The sequence below is a fragment of the Chitinophaga sp. HK235 genome (assembly GCF_018255755.1).
In the GTDB taxonomy this organism is placed as follows: Bacteria; Bacteroidota; Bacteroidia; order Chitinophagales; family Chitinophagaceae; genus Chitinophaga.
Window position 1 is genome coordinate 7,737,251 of the sequence record NZ_CP073766.1, and the last position, 20,874, is coordinate 7,758,124.

Consider the following 20,874-nt stretch of genomic DNA (forward strand, 5'->3'; position numbering starts at 1 on the left):
GTTAACGGTTAAATGTTCTCACAATGATCCTGCTATTGCTGATATTAATACCCCTGGCTGGCGGGCTGTTATCCTGGATAGCAGCGTCCAGGAGCGCATTGTGGTCCCGGTGTATTGCGCTGGGATGCCTGTTGATCAATCTGGTGATTGTGTTTCAGATATGGGCCACGAAGCCCGCTGCCGGCGGAAAATGGCTGTACCACTTTAAAGCCGAATGGGTGCCGCATTTCGGGATCAGCCTGAATCTGGCGATGGATGGACTATCGTTGCTCATGCTGGTGCTGACGTTTTTCCTGGGAGCATTGTCGGTACTGATATCCTGGAAAGAGATCAACTACAGGGTTGGCTTTTTCCATTTTAACCTGTTGTTTGCGCTGACAGGTATTACCGGTGTATTCCTGACGATGGACCTTTTCCTGTTTTATTTTTTCTGGGAGATGATGCTGATACCGATGTATTTTCTGATTGGTATCTGGGGGCATGCCAACCGGGAGTATGCGGCCAATAAGTTTTTCATTTTCACGCAGGCCGGCGGACTGCTGATGTTGTTGGCCATCCTGGCGTTGTACTTTATTCATGGTGCCAATACCGGGGTATACACCTACGATTATTTTGCATTGCTGCATACACCTATGCAGCAGGAAACGGCCCGCTGGCTGATGTTGGGATTTCTCACCGCTTTTCTGGTGAAACTGCCGGCGGTGCCGTTTCATACCTGGTTGCCGGATGCGCACACAGAAGCACCTACTGCTGGTAGTGTAGTCCTGGCCGGCCTCCTTCTCAAAACAGGTGCTTATGGTATTCTCCGCCTGGTACTGCCGCTTTTCCCGGAAGCTTCGGTTCATTTTGCACCCTGGATCATGTTACTAGGCGTGCTGGGCATCATTTACGGTGGAATGCTGGCCTATGCACAAACAGATCTGAAAAGGCTGATTGCCTATACGAGTGTCAGTCATATGGGTTTTGTGCTGGTAGGGGCCTTCTCTTTTAATCCATTGGCCTATGAAGGTGTGGTGATGCAGATGATCGCACACGGCATCAGTACAGGGGCGTTGTTTATCATTGCCGGGGCGCTGTATGAACGGATTCATACCCGCAACATACAGGAGATGGGCGGCTTATGGTCTAAGGTGCCGGTGATGGGCAGCGCGGCCATGATCTTTGTGATGGGCTCTCTGGGACTGCCCGGGCTGGGCAATTTTGTGGCAGAATTTCTTATCCTGCTGGGCAGCTGGCAGGCCAACCGCTGGATCACGGTTTTTGCAGCCATAGGACTGGTGGTGGCAACGGCTTATTCACTTCGCATTATGCAAAAAGTTTTTTTTGGCCCCAGTCATGGACAGCATGTTTTACCCGATCTGAACAAGCGGGAGCTGGTGATCATTGTGGCGTTGGTGATGGCCATCCTTTTATTGGGACTTTATCCGCAACCGGTATTAAATACTACCCAAAAAACTGATTATGTCGTTCGCTGATTTTATAAGCCTCGGCCCGTTGATTACACTGTTTACAGCAGTGGTGATCTCGATGCTGCTGATTGCCATCAAACGTAATCACCGCATAACCTATGCTTTTTCCCTGCTGGCTTATCTGATGGCGCTTACTGCCATCATTCCGGCCATGCTGTATATCCCGCATACCGTGCCGCCTTTGCTGGTGGTAGACGAATTTTCGCTTTTTAATACAGGACTGGTACTTACCGCCGGCTTCATCATCTTACTGTTATCCTACAACTATTTCGAGGAAAGGGAGGAACGGAAGGAAGAATATTACCTGTTGTTACCGTTGGCTACTACGGGTGCACTGGTGCTGGTGGTGAGTCGCCATTTTATGTCCCTTTTCCTGGGACTGGAAATTCTGAGTATCAGCCTGTATGGGCTGATTGCCTACCTCAGGGCCCGGGAGCGCTCTGATGAAGCCGGTATTAAATACCTGATCCTCGCTGCGTTGTCTTCTGCCTTTTTATTGTTCGGGATGGCCCTGGTATATGCTTTTACCGGGCATATGGATTTTCCTGGTATCGGTGCCGCACTGCGTCAGGCGGGTTATATTCCGGTAACAGTGCTGGCAGGTTTTGGTATGATGCTGATCGGTATCGGTTTTAAGCTGGGCATTGTACCCTTTCATATGTGGGCGCCGGATATCTATGAAGGCGCGCCTTTACCGGTGGCAGCGTTTATAGCCACTATCTCCAAAGGAGGTATGCTGGTAGTGCTGATTCGTTTTTATCTGGATATTCACGGTAATGACTATACGATGATATGGTGGATGCTGGCCATTATTGCAGTGGCTTCCATGTTTGCGGGCAACTGGCTGGCACTCATGCAGCAGAACATCAAAAGAATACTGGCTTATTCTTCCATTGCACACATGGGTTACATTCTGGTTGCTTTTTTATCAGGTGTGCAAACGGGACTGGAGGCAATTTCCTTTTACCTGGTAGCTTATTTCATCACCAGTATCGGTGCTTTTGGGGTATTGATTGTGATGAGCAGCAGTATCCAGGACGCAGAAACGTTAAAAGATTACAGTGGTATGTTCTGGCGTTATCCCTGGGTGGCCACAGTGTTTACGGCCATGTTGCTGTCTTTGGCGGGTATTCCGCTGACGGCAGGGTTCATCGGTAAGTTCTATATTGTAATGGCCGGAGTGAACGGCCATATGTGGTTCCTGTTGTTTATGCTGGTGATCAACAGTGTGATAGGGTTGTACTATTATATACGGATTATCGCCATGATGTTTAAAGCACCGGCTACAGGGGAGGAGTTGACGTATATCAAACCCTCGCTGCCTGTAGCCGGTAATATCACACTGATGTTGCTGACATTGGTGCTGATAGGACTGGGGATATATCCTACTGCTATGATGCAACTGATACAGCAGATGATGAAAATAATTGTTTAACCCGCTCTTTTCTGTTCATCGGAAGTGCCGGTTTTTCTCTCACGGGCAGCTTTGATACTGCTGTTGCCGAAGCGATAACTGAAGTAGATGCTGGCGGTCCTGAACTGCCAGGTATTGAAGATATGCAGTGCCATATTGCTGGTTTCTGCAACGCCGCGATAGGATTCATTCCGCAGGATGTTGTTGTAATTCAGCTTGATAGTGGCAGCTTTGTTCCAGAAAGTTTTTTGTATGCCCAGATTCAGGTTGTATTCATTATAACCTCTGAAGATGGCATATACAAACGGAGAATTATAGTAACCTGCTACTTCCAGCTTAAAATCATGTGGCAACGTGATGGTATTGGTGCTGTTAAAGTTGTAGGTGAAACTGTTTGTAGTCTCCGGTTTGTTCAGTGTCGGATGGGTGAAATAATAATCGTTGTATGCGGTGTTGATGTTGTTATCGCTACTCCACCATTTGGTTACCTGGAAAGGCAGCGTGATGGCCAGACTGTACACCTGACTTCTTTTGTAGTTGATCAACGTACTGATAGATGATTTGGTATTGTCATCCTGCATAAGGAATTCATTAATGACGTCGGTGGTGCGGTTGTATCCCAGGGTGGCAATATACTTGTCTCTGAAGGTATAGGCCAGTTCCACGTTGTTGGTGTACTGCGGCTGCAGGTAAGGGTTTCCTTTGAAGTAGGTATACCTGTCCAGATAAAACATGAATGGATTCAGCTGGCCGTATTCCGGACGTTCAATGCGGCGGGAGTAAGCGAGACTAAGTTTATTTTTGTCATTGAGCTTTTGATCGATCGTCAGGTTGGGGAAGAAGTCGGTATAGGAACGTTTTACCTGGCTTTTAAGCGTAACGGAATAACCATCTGATTGGGTGTTTTCTATACGCAGGCCCATCTGGATACCTGTTTTCGGTGTAAGCTGTTTTCTATAGCTGGCATAGGCTGCGTAAACATCTTCCTGATAATTGAATTCATTGCTCTGGCTGGGGGCATAGATGTATTGATCGTTTTTCAGGGAGTCGTACTGTAGTTTATTGGTAGTTGTTACCAGGCTGGCTTTCAGACCGGCTTCTACTTTACCATTTTTACCGAGCGGCCAGGAGAAATCACCTCTCAGACTTTTAATGGTGATCTCTGTGCCGCCCATATTGCGGATACCATTCGGGTTGCGTGTTAGTTGCTTGGCAACATCAAAAAGGCTGTCGTTCAGCATCAACGTACGATCGCTCTTAAAGCGGGCATAGTCTGCGTCGATGCTGTACTCACGGCCAGCAGTGTCCAGTACGGCCTTATAGTTGACGTTGACAGCAATATTATTGAAGTGGTTGTTGTTCCTGGTGTAGGAATTGACAATAGAATCGGCGAGCTTATTAGGACTACCCATACTGGTGGTGCTATAAATCTGATTGCTGAAACGGTTTTTAAAGCCGTTGACCAGTACGCCTACCGTGTGTTTGTCATTGATGGAATAATCTAAACCGATTTTGGCAGCATTGCGCTGGAAACGGTTGCGCTGAAAAATGTCCTGTGATTGCGCGGTAATAATGTTGTTATCATGGAAAGTTCTGCTGTATTCACGGGTCACCTGGAAGGGACGGTCGGATATGCCGAGGTCACCGAAAAGGTTGAACCGGGTAGTACGCCAGTTAAAGGAACCGTTTGCATTGTAGGTGCCATAACGGGCCTGTGACAGGGTTGTATTCACTGTTCCGTTGATACCGGTGAGTTTACCTTTTTTTGTTTTTATGTTGATGATACCGCCATTGCCGGACGCATCGTATTTGGCAGACGGACTGGTAAGGATTTCTATCTGTGCGATAGATTCACCTGGTGTGTTTTTCAGGAGATTGGTAAGATCTTCCCCGCTGAGGTAGGTGAGTTTTCCATCTATCATAACAGTGACGCTCTGGCCTTTCATTTTCACGTTTTCACTGTTGTCTATCTGCACTCCGGGAGCCCTTTTCAGAATGTCGAGGGCGCTGTTGCCTACGGCTGTGACGCTGTTTTCTACGTTGAGTACGGTCTTGCCGGCACTTTTTTCAATGAAGGGTTTTACTGCGGTTACATTGACAGCCTGGAGGTTTTGAGATAACGTTTGCAAAGTCACCGCTGGGAGTGTAAGGGAGGTATGCCCGGCATCCACCGTAAAGCTGGGCACATAATGGGTCGTATAACCCATCTGGCTGGCCTGGATAAAATATTGTCCGAAAGGGATTTTCTCGAAACGGCAGTCACCGGCTTCAGTGGTCAGTTCTCCTTTTACCATAGTAGAGTCCTGCACTTTGCGTAAAAGCACGTTGGCAAAGGGTAATGGCTTGCCTGCCGCATCAGTTATTTTTAAAGAGATATTACCGGTGGGAGTAGTTTTTTGTGCGAAAGAACACATGACATAGGACATGAGTATCCCCAGCACGACGATGAATTTTTTCATACTATCGTTTAGATTTTCTCAGAAGCGTTTCCAATAATTTGATTAGGAAGACAGTGTTATTTACTGCTTATCTGGTTTTGGTATATATTGAATATAGTTTTTACTATGCCATTGAATTGTTGGGGCCGCAGTTGTGTCTCATCCGGGTTAACTGCTGTACAGGCCTGTGAAGTGGGTGGGATTCCAGGGCACGTAACATGGGTAATCACGAATAAAGGCAACACGTCCGGCGGACTGGTCTGCATCGGCGCTGTATCTTTTAATAGTCCCTTGCATGCCAGGACCAGCACGATACAGGAGGTAATTATCAGTAACAGGGCGACTTTTTTCATGGCGCTTTTTTCTTAAAGACGCTCGTCCTGAAAAAAGGTTGCATGCCCGAAAAAAAAAATTTGCAGCAATATAAAATTAAGGATGTCTTGAATTAAAAGCAGGAGATTGGTATGGTTGTCTGAATACGGGGATAAACGGTAGCGGCACGATGGTTTTGTGAAAAAATCAGGGGCGCAAACTATTGTTGCGCCCCTGATTTTTTTCACAAGATAAATATAAGCTTATTTCTTCAGCAGTCGTTGTACTGTCACTCTGGAACGCTGTTCCAGCAATACCGTATGATGGTTGCTCAGTTCTTCCAGCAGTCCGTCCTGATAATACCGTACGGTGAGCAGTTCAAGGCCTTCATTATAGGCGATTTTAAACCCGCTGTGAAGGGCTTTGATCAGCAGCTCTATCTTTTCCGGGTTGTGGTCTATACAGCAGGAAAAACTGATGGCGCCGTTCTGCATCAGATTGATTTTCACTTTTAAACGGTGAAAGGTTTCATAGATATCGCTGATCTTGTCTTCTGTGATAAAAGAATAGTCTTTGGAAGTGATAGTCAGCAGCACCTGGTTTCTTTTCAGCACAATGATGGGGGGCAACTGCCTGACATCCGCCTGTTCCTTGATGATGGTACCAGGCAGGTTTTTATCGAAGAAACATTTTACCAGCAGCGGTATCTGTTTGTTCTGTAAAGGTTTGATGGTTTTGGGGTGGATCACCTGTGCACCATAGTAGGCCATTTCGATCACTTCCCCATAACTGATCTCAGGGATATTGATGGTGTTTGGGAAAAGTTTGGGGTCGGCATTTTTGAGGCCTTCCACGTCTTTCCAGATAGTCTGGCTTTCAGCATCGAGCATATTGGCAAACACGGCGGCGGAATAGTCACTGCCTTCCCTGCCCAACGTCACGCTTTCGTTCTGGTCGGTACTGCCGATAAAGCCCTGAGCGATCACGATACTGGTTTCGTTGAAAAGCGGAGCCACTTTATCGGTTACCTGTTTCTGGGTATAGGCCCAGTCAATATTGGCATCCCTGAAGTTATCATCTGTACGGAAGATATCCCTGACATCGAGCCAGGTGTTATGAAGACCTACGGTGTTAAAGAATGCGCTCACAATAGTGGTGCTGAGGAGCTCTCCCATGCCTACCAGCTGATCGTAGTAATAATCATAGGCGCGTACGGGTTTTTCACCCAGGGTCCATTCGGCTTCTGTAAAGAACTGTTGCAGCTGCTGAAATACAGGGTGGTGGCGGGTGCCCAGCAGGGTCTCAGCCATCTGTATATGATGTTGCTCCACGTTGTACAGCAACTGGGCCGCTATTTCCCTTTTGCGCATGTAAAAGTTCTGGGCCACCTTTTCCAGTTCGTTGGTGGTTTTGCCCATCGCGGAAATAACAATCAGGAGTTTGTCGTCCGGAAACGACTGAACTATTTGTGCTACCTGCTTAATGCGTTCAACACTTTCTAAACTTGCGCCGCCAAACTTGAAAACCTTCATATGATAGTTTGTCTTCTTTTAAAAAATTATTTGGCAAAGTAAGGCAAGTTTAGAATTGTTTTAAAATCTGTTTACACATAAATGACATTTCCATTAAAATAATCCCATTTCCTGTAATTTCGTCCCGGAAAACTGCAATACGTTATGAATCACAAGCAAAAAGTAATGACTCTGGATGAATTTACTATCCAGGAGTTGCGTAATTATCCGGGGGCAACTGGTCAGTTGTCAGGGTTGCTGCGGGACATCGGGCTGGCAGCAAAGCGGGTGAACGTAGAGGTAAATAAAGCTGGTATCGCCGACATCCTGGGTGAAGCCGGTAAAACCAATGTACAGGGCGAATCCGTGAAGAAGCTGGATGAATTTGCCAATGAACAGTTTATCAACTCTTTGCGCGGTAGCATCTATTGCTGCGGAGTGGCCTCTGAAGAAGAAGAACATTTTATCGCTTTCACCGACGAATACTCCAAGAAATCAAAATACGTGGTATTGCTCGACCCTTTAGACGGCTCCAGCAATATTGATGTGAATGTGTCCATCGGAACTATTTTCTCCGTATACCGCCGCCTGTCGCCGGAAGGAGAGGAGTGTAACCTGGAAGACTTCCTGCAGCCCGGTACCCAGCAGATCGCTGCCGGATATATCATCTATGGATCTTCCACTATGATGGTATACGCCACCCGCCGCAGTGTGCAGGGCTTTACCCTGGACCCTTCCATCGGGGAGTTCTGCCTCTCACATCCCAATCTGAAATGTCCGCCGGAAAGTGATATTTTCTCCGTTAACGTTGGATACTACCACCTGTACGAAGAGAAAGTACGTCATTCCATCGATCATTTTATGGCTAAAAATGAAAATGATCGTATCTACCGCCATCGTTTTGTTGGCTGTATGGTGGCAGAAATTCACCGTACACTGATACAAGGTGGTATCTTCATGTATCCGGCCTTCGGCAAATACATTTCCGGCCGTCTCCGGCTCTGTTACGAATGTAATCCGATGTCTTTTCTCATGGAGAAAGCAGGTGGCATAGCGATGGCTAACGGCCGTCAGCGCCTGCTGGAGCTGAAACCAGTTCAACTGCATCAGCGTGTACCTATCTTTATCGGGTCAAAAAATATGATGGAAACCTGGAAAGATATCATGAATAAATAACAACGGAATCTCTTTTATTAATTGCACCATAACGAAGACCTGAACGTACAATAGCAACGCTCAGGTCTTCGTTTTTTTATTGAAGCAGAAAAAAAATTTCAGCTTTGATTTTTTGGTACAACACTTGCTAGAAGCGAAATGTACATTATTAACCATCAATTTCTATGTCGATTTTGAAAAGCCGCAGTATCCTTGTATTACTGCTTGCCCTGTTTGCCGCATTCCAGGTAAGCGCGTGTTCACGTGCAGCCAGCCGCGCAGACAGCACCACATCAGGAGGAGGAAGCCTTGAAGAAGAGATCCTCTATTACACCAACAAATTCCGCCAATCCAAAGGACTGAAGCCGCTGCAGCTCGATGAAACCATCAGCCAGCAGGCACGCCGTCATAGCCGCAACATGGCTAATGGCAGCACCGGCTTCGGTCATGAAGGCTTCGAGGAACGCGTGGCCAACGTCTCCAGAAAAATGGGCCGCGTAGGAGCTGCCGCTGAAAACGTTGCCTATGGCACCCTCGACGCGGAAGCCGTAGTAGACGGCTGGATCAAAAGCCCCGGCCACCGGCGCAACATGCTCGGCGACTATAACCTCATCGGTATAGGCACAGCCGGTAAAGGCAGAATTACCTTCTTTACCCAGGTGTTTATTAAACACTAACGAAAGCAAACTGTCAACAACGTACTTACGGAGTTGTTCGTAGAACGAAGCGAAAATCAATTCATAACATATAAATATTTAGTTTTTATGTTAATGTTCGCTCCGCTCTCCGGGCAACTCCGTAATTCGTAAGACATAATTCGTAATTCTTCTTTAATTTGGCAGCATGGAAAAGAACAAGATCATTGAGGTGAAGAACCTGGTGAAAAAATACGGGGAATTCACCGCTGTAAAGGGTATCAGCTTTGAAGTATACGAACATGAGATCTTCGGCCTGTTAGGGCCTAACGGCGCCGGAAAATCCACTACCCTTGAGATCATTGAAACACTCCGCGAGAAAACAGAAGGCAAAGTGACCGTAGGCGGATTCGACCTGGATACTGCTCCCAACAATATCAAAAAAATCATCGGCGTACAACTGCAAAGCTCCGGTTATTACCCCGGACTTAACCTGGTAGAACTGATTGAAATGTTTGGCGGCCTGTATAACCAGCCCGTAGAACCAATGGAACTGCTGCGGCTCTTTAACCTGGAAGATAAAGCCAGGTCCAAATACAAAGAGCTCTCAGGCGGACAGAAACAACGTTTCTCTATCGCCACCACCCTGATCAACAAACCCAGGATCATTTTCCTGGATGAACCTACCACCGGCCTCGACCCGCAGGCAAGACGAAACCTCTGGGACCTGATCCTGCAGGTAAGGGCTCAGGGCACCACCGTCGTTATCACCACCCACTACATGGACGAAGCTGAGTTCCTCTGCGACCGCTGCGCCATCGTAGACAGCGGTCAGGTCATTGCTATCGATTCTCCCGATGCGCTGATCGACAACCTGGTGTCCAAAGGATTTGAACGCAGTAAAGAAGTGAAGAAGGCCAACCTCGAAGATGTATTCATCCATCTTACAGGGAAAGACCTTCGAGAGTCTTAATAAAACCCCGCTTATGGAAGCATTACAATATCCTATCGGTCGATTTGAACCGCTCCCGGATTATAGCCCCGCCATGCTGCGGGAATATATCTATGATATCCGCGACCTGCCTACCCTCGTGGAAATGGCGGTGCAGAACCTGGACGAGTTTCAGCTGCAAAAGCCCTACAGACCCGGTGGATGGAATATCACACAGGTAGTGCATCACCTGGCAGACAGCCATATCAACGCTATCATCCGCATGAAAATGGCACTGACAGAAGAAAAACCTATTATTAAACCGTACGACGAAACAGCCTGGGCTGAGCTGGAAGATGTGAAAAATACACCGATCAACGTATCGATCACCCTCCTGCACGCCCTGCATACCCGTTGGGCCAACCTAATGGACAGCCTGACTCCCGAACAATGGGAACGTACTTTTATTCACCCGGAACATGGCCGGCGCTTTAACCTGAAAACACAGGCTGCCATCTATGCATGGCACGGAAAGCACCACCTGGGCCATATCCAGGGACTAAAAGAACGCATGAACTGGTAAAGTATTATTATGAATATGGATTGGACACTGTTGTCGTCTGAATATCTTTTCAGAGACAACTGGTTAACCGCGCGTAAAGACAAATGCCTGACCCCGCAGGGGAATATCGTAGAGCCTTATTACGTACTGGAATATAACGATTGGGTAAACGCCGTGGCCCTCACGGATGATAATCAGGTGATTATGATCCGTCAATATCGTCAGGGTGTTGGTCGAACATTACTCGAAATCCCCGGCGGCACCATGGATAAAACGGATCCCTCTCCGGAGTTTGCCATGGAACGTGAACTGCTGGAAGAAACCGGCTATGCCTTCAAAGAGTTAATACCAATGGGTAAAGTAGCTGCCAATACAGCTTCCAGCAACAACTACACGCACATGTTTCTCGCCACCGGCGGCCGCAAGATTAAAGAACAGGATCTGGATGATAATGAAGAAATAGAAGTGGTACTGATGTCCATTCCCGAAGTGCAGCAACTGCTCATGGATAATAAAATCATCCACAGCCTGCATGTTACCGGCCTCTGTTACGCCTTGCTGCACCTGGGAAAAATGGAAATGAAGTAACTACATCGCTTCTGCTACAATGAAGAAACTGCCGCAAACCAGTATCATGTCTTCCGGTTTGGCATGTTGCCGTGCTGCCTGAAGCGCGGCCTGCACTGATTCGTAGGCACGGCCCTGCAGTCCTTTAGCCATGGCCATCTGGGCCAGTTCCACTTCATCCATGGCCCGCGGTATCTGTGCGCGGCAGAAATAATAGGTAGCCGTGTCAGGAAACAGCGGCAATACACTTTCCACCTCTTTATCTTTCACAAAACCGGTCACAATATGCAGCCGCTGGTAGTTCACATGTTCCAGCTGCTGCACGACTTCCCGGATGCCGGCCTCGTTATGACCTACGTCCATCACAGTCAGCGGATGCTCATTCACCACTTCCCAGCGTCCACGCAGCCCTGTGAGCTTGCGTACATGGGATAATGCGGCACTGATATGATCCCAGGTGATATGCCAGCCCTGTTGTTGTAACAGTTTTACGGCAGACAGTACACCCATCACATTTTTTTCCTGATATTGCCCGCTCAGGTCCAGTCGTATATCATACATTTTTCCCTGTCGTGTATCCAGCAACGTTAGTTCCAGATGGTTGTTGACGATAGCGCTGCCGTCCACCATCCACTCCTGGTCGGCAAAGTGCAGCGGAGCGCCCATTTCAGCGGCTTTATCCCTGAACACATAAGCGATCTCGGGTTGTGTTTCGCTGATCACCACGGGCACACCGGCTTTGATAATGCCGGCTTTTTCAGCAGCAATAAGGGGCAGGGTATCGCCCAGGATATTTTTATGATCGAAACTGATATTGGTGATGACAGACAGCTCCGGCGTGATCACATTGGTGCTGTCCAGCCGGCCGCCAAGGCCTACTTCAACGATGGCAATGTCTACCTGTTCCTGAGAAAAGTAGTTGAACGCCATCGCCACGGTCAGCTCAAAAAAAGATGGAGAGATGCTCTCGATGTAGGGCCGCATCTTATTGGTGAAGTCCACTACAAAGTCTTCGGGCGCTACCTGTCCGTTGATGCGGATACGTTCCCGGAAGTCGAGCAGGTGGGGGGAGGTGTAAAGCCCCGTTTTATAGCCCGCCTGCTGCAGGATGGCCGCCAGCATATGGCTCGTAGAGCCTTTACCGTTAGTGCCGGCTACATGTATGGTTTTGAAGGTATGCTGGGGATTGTTAAGCTGATCTAATAAGGCAATGGTATTATGCAGGTCTGTTTTATACGCGCTGGCACCCACTCTGGTAAACATGGGCAGCCGGCTGTAGAGATATTCCAGTGCTTCGTTATATGCATTCATAAGGGTAAATTAAAAATTTACCGGGCAGCCCAATTCTTTTTTATCGCCATTGCGACGTCCCAGCATGCCCGGATTCAGCCGCAAAGCTACGAAAGCGTCCGCATGGTTGATGCGGCTTTGAAAAAGCGTGGTAAAAAGACTGTAAGAGCCCAGTACCAACGGACCGAAACGTACGGCAGCCCCTACATCTGCCTGTCCGTTATGATTGATTACAAACGGCATATAGGCCCCGAACCGCTCTGTTTCATACCGTGGAGTTATTAACAACTGGGTCAACGCATATGTTTTGTAAAAATTCCTGTTTCCTGCATTCAGGGCAATGACTGCATTGGCGCTGACAAAGAAACGGCTGTTAATATTGTAATCTCCCATCAGGTTCAGCGCGGCAGGCAAGGACATGTGGAAGGTGCTGTCGCTGTTTATCGGTGTGAAGTACCGATTGAGCCGGGTGGAATATTGTTTCAGGCTTTCTTTATCACGATAGGTAATCTGCCTCGGATCGAGGTTGTCTCTCACCAGGCTAAGATCTGTATTATTGGCGCTTTTTACATATTTGATCCTGCCGATATCGGTGATGGAAACACCCAGGCGGAATTTATATTCATCTGCGTCGGTGCCTTCAGGTTTACCCCAACCGCCATTATCCGGACGGTATTCATAGATAACGCCAAGATCAAGACCTATACCGTTGTTTTGAAAGAGCTGTATATTACTGAGGTCCGGCTTTTTCCAGTGGTCCAGCTCCTGGCTGTAACCGTAACGGAGCGTACCGCTGGTAATATCTGCATTGCGTTTGGTGTTAAGCACAAAGTTGGTGTTGGCTACCTGCGAGTAACCAGCTGCGACACCACTGAGCAGTTTTACGGTGATACCGGCTTTCCAGCGGCTGGTATAACCTTCTTTAATAACCCGTGCATAGCTGAAACCCAGTTCATTCCAGACATGCATGCTGGCAGCTGCTTTTTCTATGGTAAGGCTTTTGCCGCGGTATTGCAGATTGGGGAAATCACTGAAGAAGTTAGCCAGCGGAGTTGGCAGGTTGCCGGCACTGCCGCTGCTGCGCATACGCCAAACAAAGGAGACAGACTGTTTTTCATCAATAGCATATAACACGGAAGGCAATACGATTTCCGCCATCATCCAGCCGTTCTGTCTGCGCTGGGCAGTAGTGTCCAGAAAATAATCCTGGTTAGGCTTCCAGTTCTTGGGAATGTGAGAGAGTACGGACTTGGGTACACGGGCATAGGTGTTGCCCGCTTTTACATCAGCCCCGATAATATTGACATCCCATTTATAACGGTAACCTGCTGCACTGGCGGGGTTGCTGAGAACACCGTGAATGCCGGCATAAGTGCTGACGTTATAACCGGGAAAAGTTTGTGCTATCGCGGCATCAGCCAGCAATAACAAGAAGATAGCGTTTAATAGGATACGATACATGCTGACAATCAACGTTGGCTTTAAATAGACAGGTTTCTCATGACTTCAGTTTCCGTGACACACGGAAAAGTGATGAAATATGCGGTGAACAGTTGTTGGTATCATCTTCACGGCATCTCTCACGCACAAATCCGGGATCAGGGAAATCTGTTATATGGTTTCTTTATTCTGCTTTGAAATAAAAACGGATAGTTCCGAACTGCACTTCGGGTGCGTCCGGGTTTGCATTGTATTTTAACTGACCATTCAAGGCTGCTTTCCGCGCGATGTCTATCAGTTGTGGATTGCTGAGGGTAGAACCTTTCATGCTGAAAGTAGCTGCTATCACGTTCCCCCGCTGGTCTACCTTAATATTGATGGCTACATAGCCGGATTCTGTTCCGTCGTAGGTTACGCTAGGTCTGCCGATGAGGTTTCTTCCATTTAGGTGAAAATCGGAACGCCCCCCGCCAAGTCCGCCGCCCGTATATCCTTTAGCGTTAGGATCACCATTGATCTGACCACGGTCGCCGGGTTTGCCGGTATTTCCTTCGCCGGTGGAATTGTTGGAACCCTGCGCACCATTACCGCTGTTGGCATTGGTGCTGCTACCACCTGCATATACCGCTTTGGGCTTGGGTGCCGGTGGGGCAGGGGTAGGCGGATGTTCTGCCGCCGGTTTTTTTACCGGTTTGGCAGGTACTGGCTCTGGTTTTTTAGGAAGCTCTTTGGGCTTCACCACCGGCTTCTCCGGTTTTTTAATCTCCGGCGCTTCTTCATCATCCTGTGTGGCTACTTCCTGTTGTGCACTGTTATCTTTTTCAGTGGCAGCGGCTTCATTTTCTGCAGGCGCAGGGGTAGATGCTTCTGCACTGGGAGGATTAGGGTTGAGTGGTTGTACATCGCCCATCCCGTTATCAGAAGTTCCCAGATTCACTTCCATGCCCAGGTCCTGGTCGGGTAGTGGCGGCGGCGCTGAAAAACCGGCAAACATTAATGCTGCTAACAGCAGCGCATGTACGCCGATTGTTACTCCTAAAGCCTGAACATTTTTTTTGCTGTTTTTTTCCTCCATGATAGCTGGTTAAGCACCTGTAAGCGTCAAAGTTAATCTTTTGAATGAAAAAAAATATACATACTGAAAGCTGAATTTATCATCTTTGCAAAAACTATGCAGTTAATCCCTAAGTGTGCATTTTATTTTGCGTTGTTTTTATGAATCCGCTGAAACAAACGATCCGTCTATATCAGAACGCCTATACAGGGCTTTCTCCCGCTACCTGGTGGTTATCACTGGTGCTGCTGATCAATCGCAGTGGCACGATGGTGGTTCCCTTTATGACAGTATATCTTACCGTAAATCTGCATTTCACGATCGCGCAGGCTGGCCTGGTGATGGCCTGTTTTGGCACCGGTGCTATTGCAGGTGCGTTGCTGGGCGGCTGGCTGTCAGACCGTATCGGCTTTTACCAGGTACAGTTCTGGAGCCTATTCTCTAACGGAATATTGTTTATTTTATTGGGACAGGTACACACCTTTCCTCAGATATGTACCTTTGTTTTTATCATGAGTTCTGTAGGCGATGCTTTCCGGCCGGCCAACAGTATCGCGATTGCGGCTTATAGTGCGCCGGAAAACCGTACCCGTTCTTACTCGCTTAATAGGCTGGCGGTCAACCTGGGCTGGTCTGTTGGCCCGGCACTAGGTGGTATTCTGGCCAGTGTCAGCTATCAGTTATTATTTTGGGTAGATGGTTGTACCTGTATCGCAGCTGCTGTTTTAATGCGCATCTTCCTGCCGCCGGTACCGGCACCTGCCAAACCGGAAAAAGCAGCACCTGCCGGGCGGTGCGAAAAAGTATGGCAGGATGACCTGTATCTCTGGTTCCTGTTTTTCGGAATGATCAATGCAATCTGTCTGTTCCAGTTTTCCAGCATTGTGCCCTTGTATTTCAAAGAAGTGATACATATGCCGGAATGGGCTATCGGACTCAATATGTCTATCAACGGACTGCTGATCGTGGCTGTGGAAATGGTGATGGTATACCGGCTGGATGGTAAGTTGCCCAACCTGGTATATGTAGCCAGAGGTGCTGTCATGGTGTGCATGTCCTACCTGCTGCTAAGCCTCCTGCCTCCGATATGGGCGGTGGCAGCCATTTTTATGATCGTGATTACTTTCGGGGAGATGTTTTGCCTGCCGTTTATGAACAGTTTCTGGATCAGTCGTAGCCAGGAACATAACAGAGGACAATATGCGGCCCTGTATACCATTTCATATTCCCTGGCCAATGTTATATCCCCTACCAGCGGGGCTTTTGTGGTACAGCACCTGGGCTTCACTTCCTGGTGGATGATCACCGCGGGCGGCTGTATTTTGTCTGCTGCCGGGTTCCTATGGCTGCAACGTAAGAGGGCCAGAAGTAAACAATTAGTGGCAGCGTAATTGTTCAAGAATATACAGATATTGTCCTGAAAATACTAGTTTTGCCTAAAAAGGAGTAAAATTGGTAAATGAAAGTAATTCAATTTACTGTTCCGGTTGCTGAGGAAGGGTCTGTGGTGATACAGGAGGACATACTTCCTTATTTTTATAATTACCTGCACCGCCATAAAGAGGCGCAGCTGACCCTTATTATCAAAGGGGAAGGTACGCTGATTGCAGGCAGTTATACCCAGCCATTCAAAGCCGGCGACGTCTACGTGATCGGCGCCAATCAGCCCCATATGTTTAAGGGCGATGCCCGTTATTTTGAAAACCTCAAGGAAAAAAATATCCACGCTATCCATATCTTCTTCGACCATGAAAATACGTTGAAGGGGATGCTGGCCCTGCCGGAACTGGAATCCGTCCGTAAATTCCTGCAACAGACACGCTCCAGTTTACAGCTGCCACCTGCCTTTGAAGAGCGGACAGCGGCCGAAATACTACGTTTATCCAAACTTACCGGCGCAGAAAGGTTATTTGCCTTCATGTCACTGCTGACCTGGTTTTCCCGACAGGTGAAAGACTGGAAGTCTTTGTCTACCGGCTTCTCACGTCATGCCTACAGCGAGTCAGAAGGACTGCGGATGAATGATATCTACCAGTATACGCTGGAACATTATGCAGAAAATATCTCTCTGGCCAGAATTGCAGCGGTGGCACATCTTACTACCTATGCTTTCTGTAAATACTTCAAGAAACACACCCGTAAAACCTACCTCGAGTTTCTGAATGAGGTGCGTATTAATGCAGCGTGTAAAAAAATCATTAACGGCGATGCGGAGAGTATTGCCTCTGTGGCTTATGCTACGGGGTATAACAACCCCATCACATTTAACCGGGTATTCCGTAAAGTGACGGGGATGTCACCATCTGCCTATGCGCGTCAATACCGTTTCGGGCAGGAGAACGCGCAGAGGAGTGGTCTTATCAATGAGTGGGAAGAAGTAGCCCTCTGATACTAGTGGGCAAAATCAGCCATATAATCGCCCTTGATACGTTCCATCGGTGGGTTGAAATAACCAAACTTCACGTCAGGGAATTCTTCGTGTATAGCTTCCTGTAATTGTTTGATACCCATGCACGGACCAGGGTCTGTAATACCCAGTCGGCCCAGGTACCAGTCCGGATCAATGTTGAAGTTCCGCCACTGGATCATGTTTAATTTGGTTTCCGTGATCAGCTTGCGCAGGGCTTCATACTCTTCTTCAGTATCTGTCATGCCCGGAAACACAAAATAGTTGATGGAGCTCCAGCCATTAAATTCCCGCACTACTTTCAGGCTTTCCACGATGTCGTCAAAAGTATAGTTATTAGGACGGTAGTAAGGCGTATAATATTTTTCCTGGGCAGAGTTCAAACTTACACGGATGCTGTTGAGGCCGGCCTCACAGAGGGCGCGCACCGCATCCGGCTTACTGCCGTTGGTGTTGATATTGATGCTGCCTTTAGGCGTGTGTTTGCGTATTTCGATAATGGATTCGCGGATAGTCTCCCACATCAGCAGGGGCTCGCCTTCACAACCTTGTCCGAAACTTACGATCGGGAAAGGGGCTGTTTCCAGGTGTGGTACGGTATATTCCACGATCTCCGCTGCCGTAGGTTTAAAACGCAGACGGTCCTGGGTAGAAACGATGCTTTCTTCTTCCGGCTGGAAGGAGATACATCCTACACAGTTGGCGTTACAGGCCGGAGAAGAAGGGATAGGGCATTCCCATCTGCCCATAAAATAGTTACGGGCTGCCGGGCACTCGTAAGTGAGTGCACAGTTTTCGGCCAGGTGTTGTACCAGCCTGTTGTGCGGATAGGCGGCGGTCAGCTGTTTTACACCTTGTTTTACCTGTTTGGCATCAAAGCCGGCGCATTCCTGACGGATATCAGCTTCGATACGGGTAGCCGGTACATAAAACTTACCATCGAGCCAGCCAACAGCTGTATAACAGAACAGCGGCAGCGTGGGAGCGTCTGGCATGGTTTCATAGGCTGCCAGGTAAAAACCGGTATGGGCAGGCGGGATGAAAGCCGCTACGGCCCAACCTTTATCACACAATGCCATTTCACCGCTGGCAGCGTCGATACCGATACCGCGGCGTCCGGGCAGTTCATACAGATTACCTCCCTCGGGTAGTTCAATCCATTCTTCGGGATCAACAGGATATGCATCCCAGCCACTGCGGCCGGTTACGTGCATGGAGGTATCCTCAAAGATGTTGCCTTTCCCGTCAGAGTATAATATGTAAGGTGTTTGTTTTAACATGCTAAGTGCTTTTAAGGAAACATTTGAAGAAGGTGTAACGATATACCTTCTCCAAATGTCGGAATCATTTCAGTCTTTCCTGGAAAAACCGTTTCATATCTTCACGTTGTTCCTGCCCTGGCTCGTCCAGCACTTCCAGCTGGATGATCTTGTTGGATTTGAAATCCAGGGTGAACAGGTCGTTGCGTAAAATTACATTATTCAGCTCGTTCCAGCCAATGCGCCTTTCAGAGAAGGTGGTAGGCAGGATGACGCCGGTGTTATCTATCTTTATATGGGTCGGTTGGAATATTTTGTATTCCAGCCAGCCAATATAGGCGAGGCCAAGGCCTACTATAAACATCAGCAGTCCGGTGATCGGTAGCTGATGCCCGAGAAAATACAGGCTGCCGCTCAGGCAGATGAATGCCTGTATCAGCCTGGCAATACTGTTGACTTCGCTGAACTTGCGGGAGCGCTTTACCACAAAGGGAAAGGCAAGGGAGATCAGTCCCATCGCCATAAAAAAGCCTACCAGCAGCCAGTTGGGCTGAGGTCCCTTATAAATGCCGATCGCATTAAACAGGTACAGGATGCCGACCAGGCCATGCATGACCGGCAGCAAACGGAGCCTGCTGGCAGTGTTCGGATGCAGGATACGTAAGCTATACATAGGCTTATGAATTAGCGCTGATCAAAAGGTTGCAAAGTTTGAACAGAACACGGGCTCCTACGTTGGAATCCCAGTCATCATGAGAAGCGCTCACCTCGTTGAGATCGAAACCGATCAGCTTGCGGCCGCTTTCCAGTACCCGCTTGAACAGGTAATAGATCTGTTCTGCTTCGAAACCGCCGGCTACCGGTGTACCGGTGTGCGGGCATAATTTCGGGTCCAGTCCGTCAATATCGAAGCTGATATAAACCTGCTGAGGCAGGGTAGCTACGATGCTGTCACAGATGGATTTCCATGTTTCACCTTCAAACTGACGCTCTTTGATTTGTTTGTCAAAGAAGGTCACCACACGGCCATTGCTATCATTGATATAGTCTACTTCTTCTTCGCAATAATCGCGGATACCTACCTGTACAAGCTTCTGCAGCTGTGGTACTTCGGCCAGCGCATTAAACATGATAGAGGCATGGGAATATTTAAAGCCTTCGTAGCTGTCGCGGAGGTCGCAGTGAGCATCTATCTGCAGGATGCCAAAGTCACCCTTGTGCTCGCCGATAGCTTTGAAGAAGCCCAGCGGGGTACTGTGATCACCGCCCAGCAAACCTACCAGCTTGCCTTTTTCCAACAGTCCTTTGGTCTGGTTGTATACCCATTCGTTCATAGCCCTGGTACCGCTGTTGACATCCACCAGCGTTTTCTTCAGGAACTCGTTTTCTGAGATATCTCCGCCTTCGGTCAGGAATTTCAGATATAATTCCGCTTCCTTACGCAGATAATCGCTGCGCAACAGCAGATGTTTGTCTGGTTCCCGCATAAAAAAGCCCTGTTTCCAACCGTCCTTTACGTCCGCATCGTACAGGTCTACCTGGAAGGAAGCACGGAAAATATGTTCCGGCCCGCGGGCTGTACCATTACTATAAGATACGGTCACTTCCCAGGGAACAGGTAATAATACCAGTTTCGCTTCTTCTTCAGAAAAAGGTAAACCAAAAATGTTGTTGGACAACAACCCAACCGAGTTAGGGTCAAATTGAGATAAATCAGCCATGATAAAATCTTACTTTTCAAAATTCCGCGCAAAGATAGGATTATGTTTACTTACAGTCTCTCTTCCCGTAAAAAGAATTGCCTTTTATATAAATTTTGTCGGAAGAAGGTCATTTTGCGTTAATTTTGCCCCGATAATTGGAAAGAGATAAATGCAGGTGGGGTAAGGAGATGGGAGAAGCTTTGCTGGTAGTGGGTTTACAGCCTGTGTCACAACAATAGGGAAGATAATTTTCATATGAAAAAAACAAATATTATTCTGCTGGTGGTAATTGCTGTTGCAATAGGGGTGATCGTGACCATGGTGGGTGACTTCAGTACCTACGAAACTTTTGCTACTGCGCGTGAAAAGGAGGGGAAAGAGTTCCATGTGATCGGCAAACTGGATACCCTGCAGTCTATGCACTATGATCCGTTAAAGGATGCCAACTTGTTCAGCTTCTACGTACACGATAAAACAGGTGAATCCCGCAAAGTCGTTTTCTACGGCGCCAAACCTACAGATTTTGAAAAAGCGGAATCCGTGGTGCTCACTGGAAAAATGCAGGGAAATGAGTTCCACTGCAGCAAAATCCTCATGAAATGCCCGTCTAAATATAAAGATGACCAGGTAGTTGTGAGCAACAAACAGCTTTAAAAATATTTCAGGATTAGATATACAGGGTTTATAGCTATTTGATTCTCAAAAGATTGAATATTTATATCAAGAT

General features: G+C 47.8%; 18 protein-coding genes. 10 read left to right on the forward strand and 8 right to left on the reverse strand.

What is annotated here, in order from left to right:
- Window positions 1–23: 23 nt before the first annotated feature.
- Together nuoM and KD145_RS29805 are read left to right on the forward strand one after the other, a co-directional pair.
- Entirely contained in the window at window positions 24–1,475 is a 1,452-nt protein-coding gene (gene nuoM / locus KD145_RS29800; protein ID WP_212003445.1) for an NADH-quinone oxidoreductase subunit M, read from the forward strand.
- Entirely contained in the window at window positions 1,462–2,904 is a 1,443-nt protein-coding gene (locus tag KD145_RS29805) for an NADH-quinone oxidoreductase subunit N (RefSeq protein WP_212003446.1), read from the forward strand. The genes nuoM and KD145_RS29805 overlap by 14 nt, the downstream gene beginning before the upstream one ends.
- On the opposite strand, the gene KD145_RS29810 is transcribed toward KD145_RS29805, so the two are convergent.
- Window positions 2,901–5,342 carry a TonB-dependent receptor domain-containing protein gene (locus KD145_RS29810; protein ID WP_212003447.1) on the reverse strand — a complete coding sequence of 814 codons (2,442 nt, stop codon included), beginning with the start codon at window positions 5,340–5,342 and terminating at the stop codon, window positions 2,901–2,903. The two genes, KD145_RS29805 and KD145_RS29810, sit on opposite strands and share 4 nt — an antisense overlap.
- Window positions 5,343–5,896: 554 nt before the next feature.
- Window positions 5,897–7,165, reverse strand: a complete 1,269-nt coding sequence (locus KD145_RS29815) for an aspartate kinase (protein WP_212003448.1) — start codon at window positions 7,163–7,165, stop codon at window positions 5,897–5,899.
- A 144-nt stretch (window positions 7,166–7,309) separates the two neighbouring features.
- Between KD145_RS29815 and fbp the strand changes: the two genes are divergently transcribed.
- The 5 genes from fbp to KD145_RS29840 all read left to right on the forward strand — a co-directional run bounded on the left by fbp (window position 7,310) and on the right by KD145_RS29840 (window position 11,015).
- Window positions 7,310–8,320, forward strand: a complete 1,011-nt coding sequence (fbp, locus tag KD145_RS29820; protein ID WP_212003449.1) for a class 1 fructose-bisphosphatase — start codon at window positions 7,310–7,312, stop codon at window positions 8,318–8,320.
- A gap of 164 nt (window positions 8,321–8,484) precedes the next feature.
- Entirely contained in the window at window positions 8,485–8,976 is a 492-nt protein-coding gene (locus KD145_RS29825) for a CAP domain-containing protein (RefSeq protein WP_212003450.1), read from the forward strand.
- Between the two features lie 166 nt (window positions 8,977–9,142).
- Window positions 9,143–9,907: an ABC transporter ATP-binding protein gene (locus KD145_RS29830; RefSeq protein ID WP_113614164.1), complete on the forward strand. Its 765-nt coding sequence runs from the start codon at window positions 9,143–9,145 to the stop codon at window positions 9,905–9,907.
- 13 nt (window positions 9,908–9,920) lie between these two features.
- Window positions 9,921–10,448, forward strand: coding sequence for a YfiT family bacillithiol transferase (locus KD145_RS29835; RefSeq protein WP_212003451.1), 528 nt, complete (start codon window positions 9,921–9,923; stop codon window positions 10,446–10,448).
- Window positions 10,449–10,457: 9 nt separating this feature from the next.
- Complete coding sequence (locus KD145_RS29840) at window positions 10,458–11,015, forward strand: NUDIX hydrolase (protein WP_249219630.1); 558 nt, start codon at window positions 10,458–10,460, stop codon at window positions 11,013–11,015.
- Here the strand turns inward: KD145_RS29840 and KD145_RS29845 are convergent, their stop codons facing one another.
- The 3 genes from KD145_RS29845 to KD145_RS29855 form a co-directional block, all read right to left on the reverse strand.
- Window positions 11,016–12,305: a folylpolyglutamate synthase/dihydrofolate synthase family protein gene (locus KD145_RS29845; protein WP_212003452.1), complete on the reverse strand. Its 1,290-nt coding sequence runs from the start codon at window positions 12,303–12,305 to the stop codon at window positions 11,016–11,018.
- 9 nt (window positions 12,306–12,314) lie between these two features.
- Window positions 12,315–13,745: a DUF5723 family protein gene (locus KD145_RS29850; RefSeq protein WP_212003453.1), complete on the reverse strand. Its 1,431-nt coding sequence runs from the start codon at window positions 13,743–13,745 to the stop codon at window positions 12,315–12,317.
- A gap of 163 nt (window positions 13,746–13,908) precedes the next feature.
- Complete coding sequence (locus KD145_RS29855) at window positions 13,909–14,799, reverse strand: hypothetical protein (RefSeq protein WP_212003454.1); 891 nt, start codon at window positions 14,797–14,799, stop codon at window positions 13,909–13,911.
- A gap of 140 nt (window positions 14,800–14,939) precedes the next feature.
- Between KD145_RS29855 and KD145_RS29860 the strand changes: the two genes are divergently transcribed.
- Window positions 14,940–16,169, forward strand: coding sequence for an MFS transporter (locus KD145_RS29860; RefSeq protein WP_212003455.1), 1,230 nt, complete (start codon window positions 14,940–14,942; stop codon window positions 16,167–16,169).
- 68 nt (window positions 16,170–16,237) lie between these two features.
- A complete protein-coding gene (locus KD145_RS29865; protein ID WP_212003456.1) occupies window positions 16,238–17,167 on the forward strand; it encodes an AraC family transcriptional regulator in 930 nt (309 codons plus the stop codon).
- A 2-nt stretch (window positions 17,168–17,169) separates the two neighbouring features.
- On the opposite strand, the gene KD145_RS29870 is transcribed toward KD145_RS29865, so the two are convergent.
- From KD145_RS29870 to KD145_RS29880, 3 genes are all read right to left on the reverse strand, one after another.
- A complete protein-coding gene (locus tag KD145_RS29870; protein ID WP_212003457.1) occupies window positions 17,170–18,465 on the reverse strand; it encodes a radical SAM protein in 1,296 nt (431 codons plus the stop codon).
- Between the two features lie 64 nt (window positions 18,466–18,529).
- Window positions 18,530–19,117 carry a hypothetical protein gene (locus tag KD145_RS29875; protein WP_212003458.1) on the reverse strand — a complete coding sequence of 196 codons (588 nt, stop codon included), beginning with the start codon at window positions 19,115–19,117 and terminating at the stop codon, window positions 18,530–18,532.
- Window positions 19,118–19,121: 4 nt separating this feature from the next.
- Window positions 19,122–20,165, reverse strand: a complete 1,044-nt coding sequence (locus KD145_RS29880; protein ID WP_212003459.1) for an agmatinase family protein — start codon at window positions 20,163–20,165, stop codon at window positions 19,122–19,124.
- 237 nt (window positions 20,166–20,402) lie between these two features.
- Between KD145_RS29880 and KD145_RS29885 the strand changes: the two genes are divergently transcribed.
- Entirely contained in the window at window positions 20,403–20,801 is a 399-nt protein-coding gene (locus KD145_RS29885) for a cytochrome c maturation protein CcmE (RefSeq protein ID WP_212003460.1), read from the forward strand.
- The last annotated feature ends 73 nt before the right edge of the window (window positions 20,802–20,874 follow it).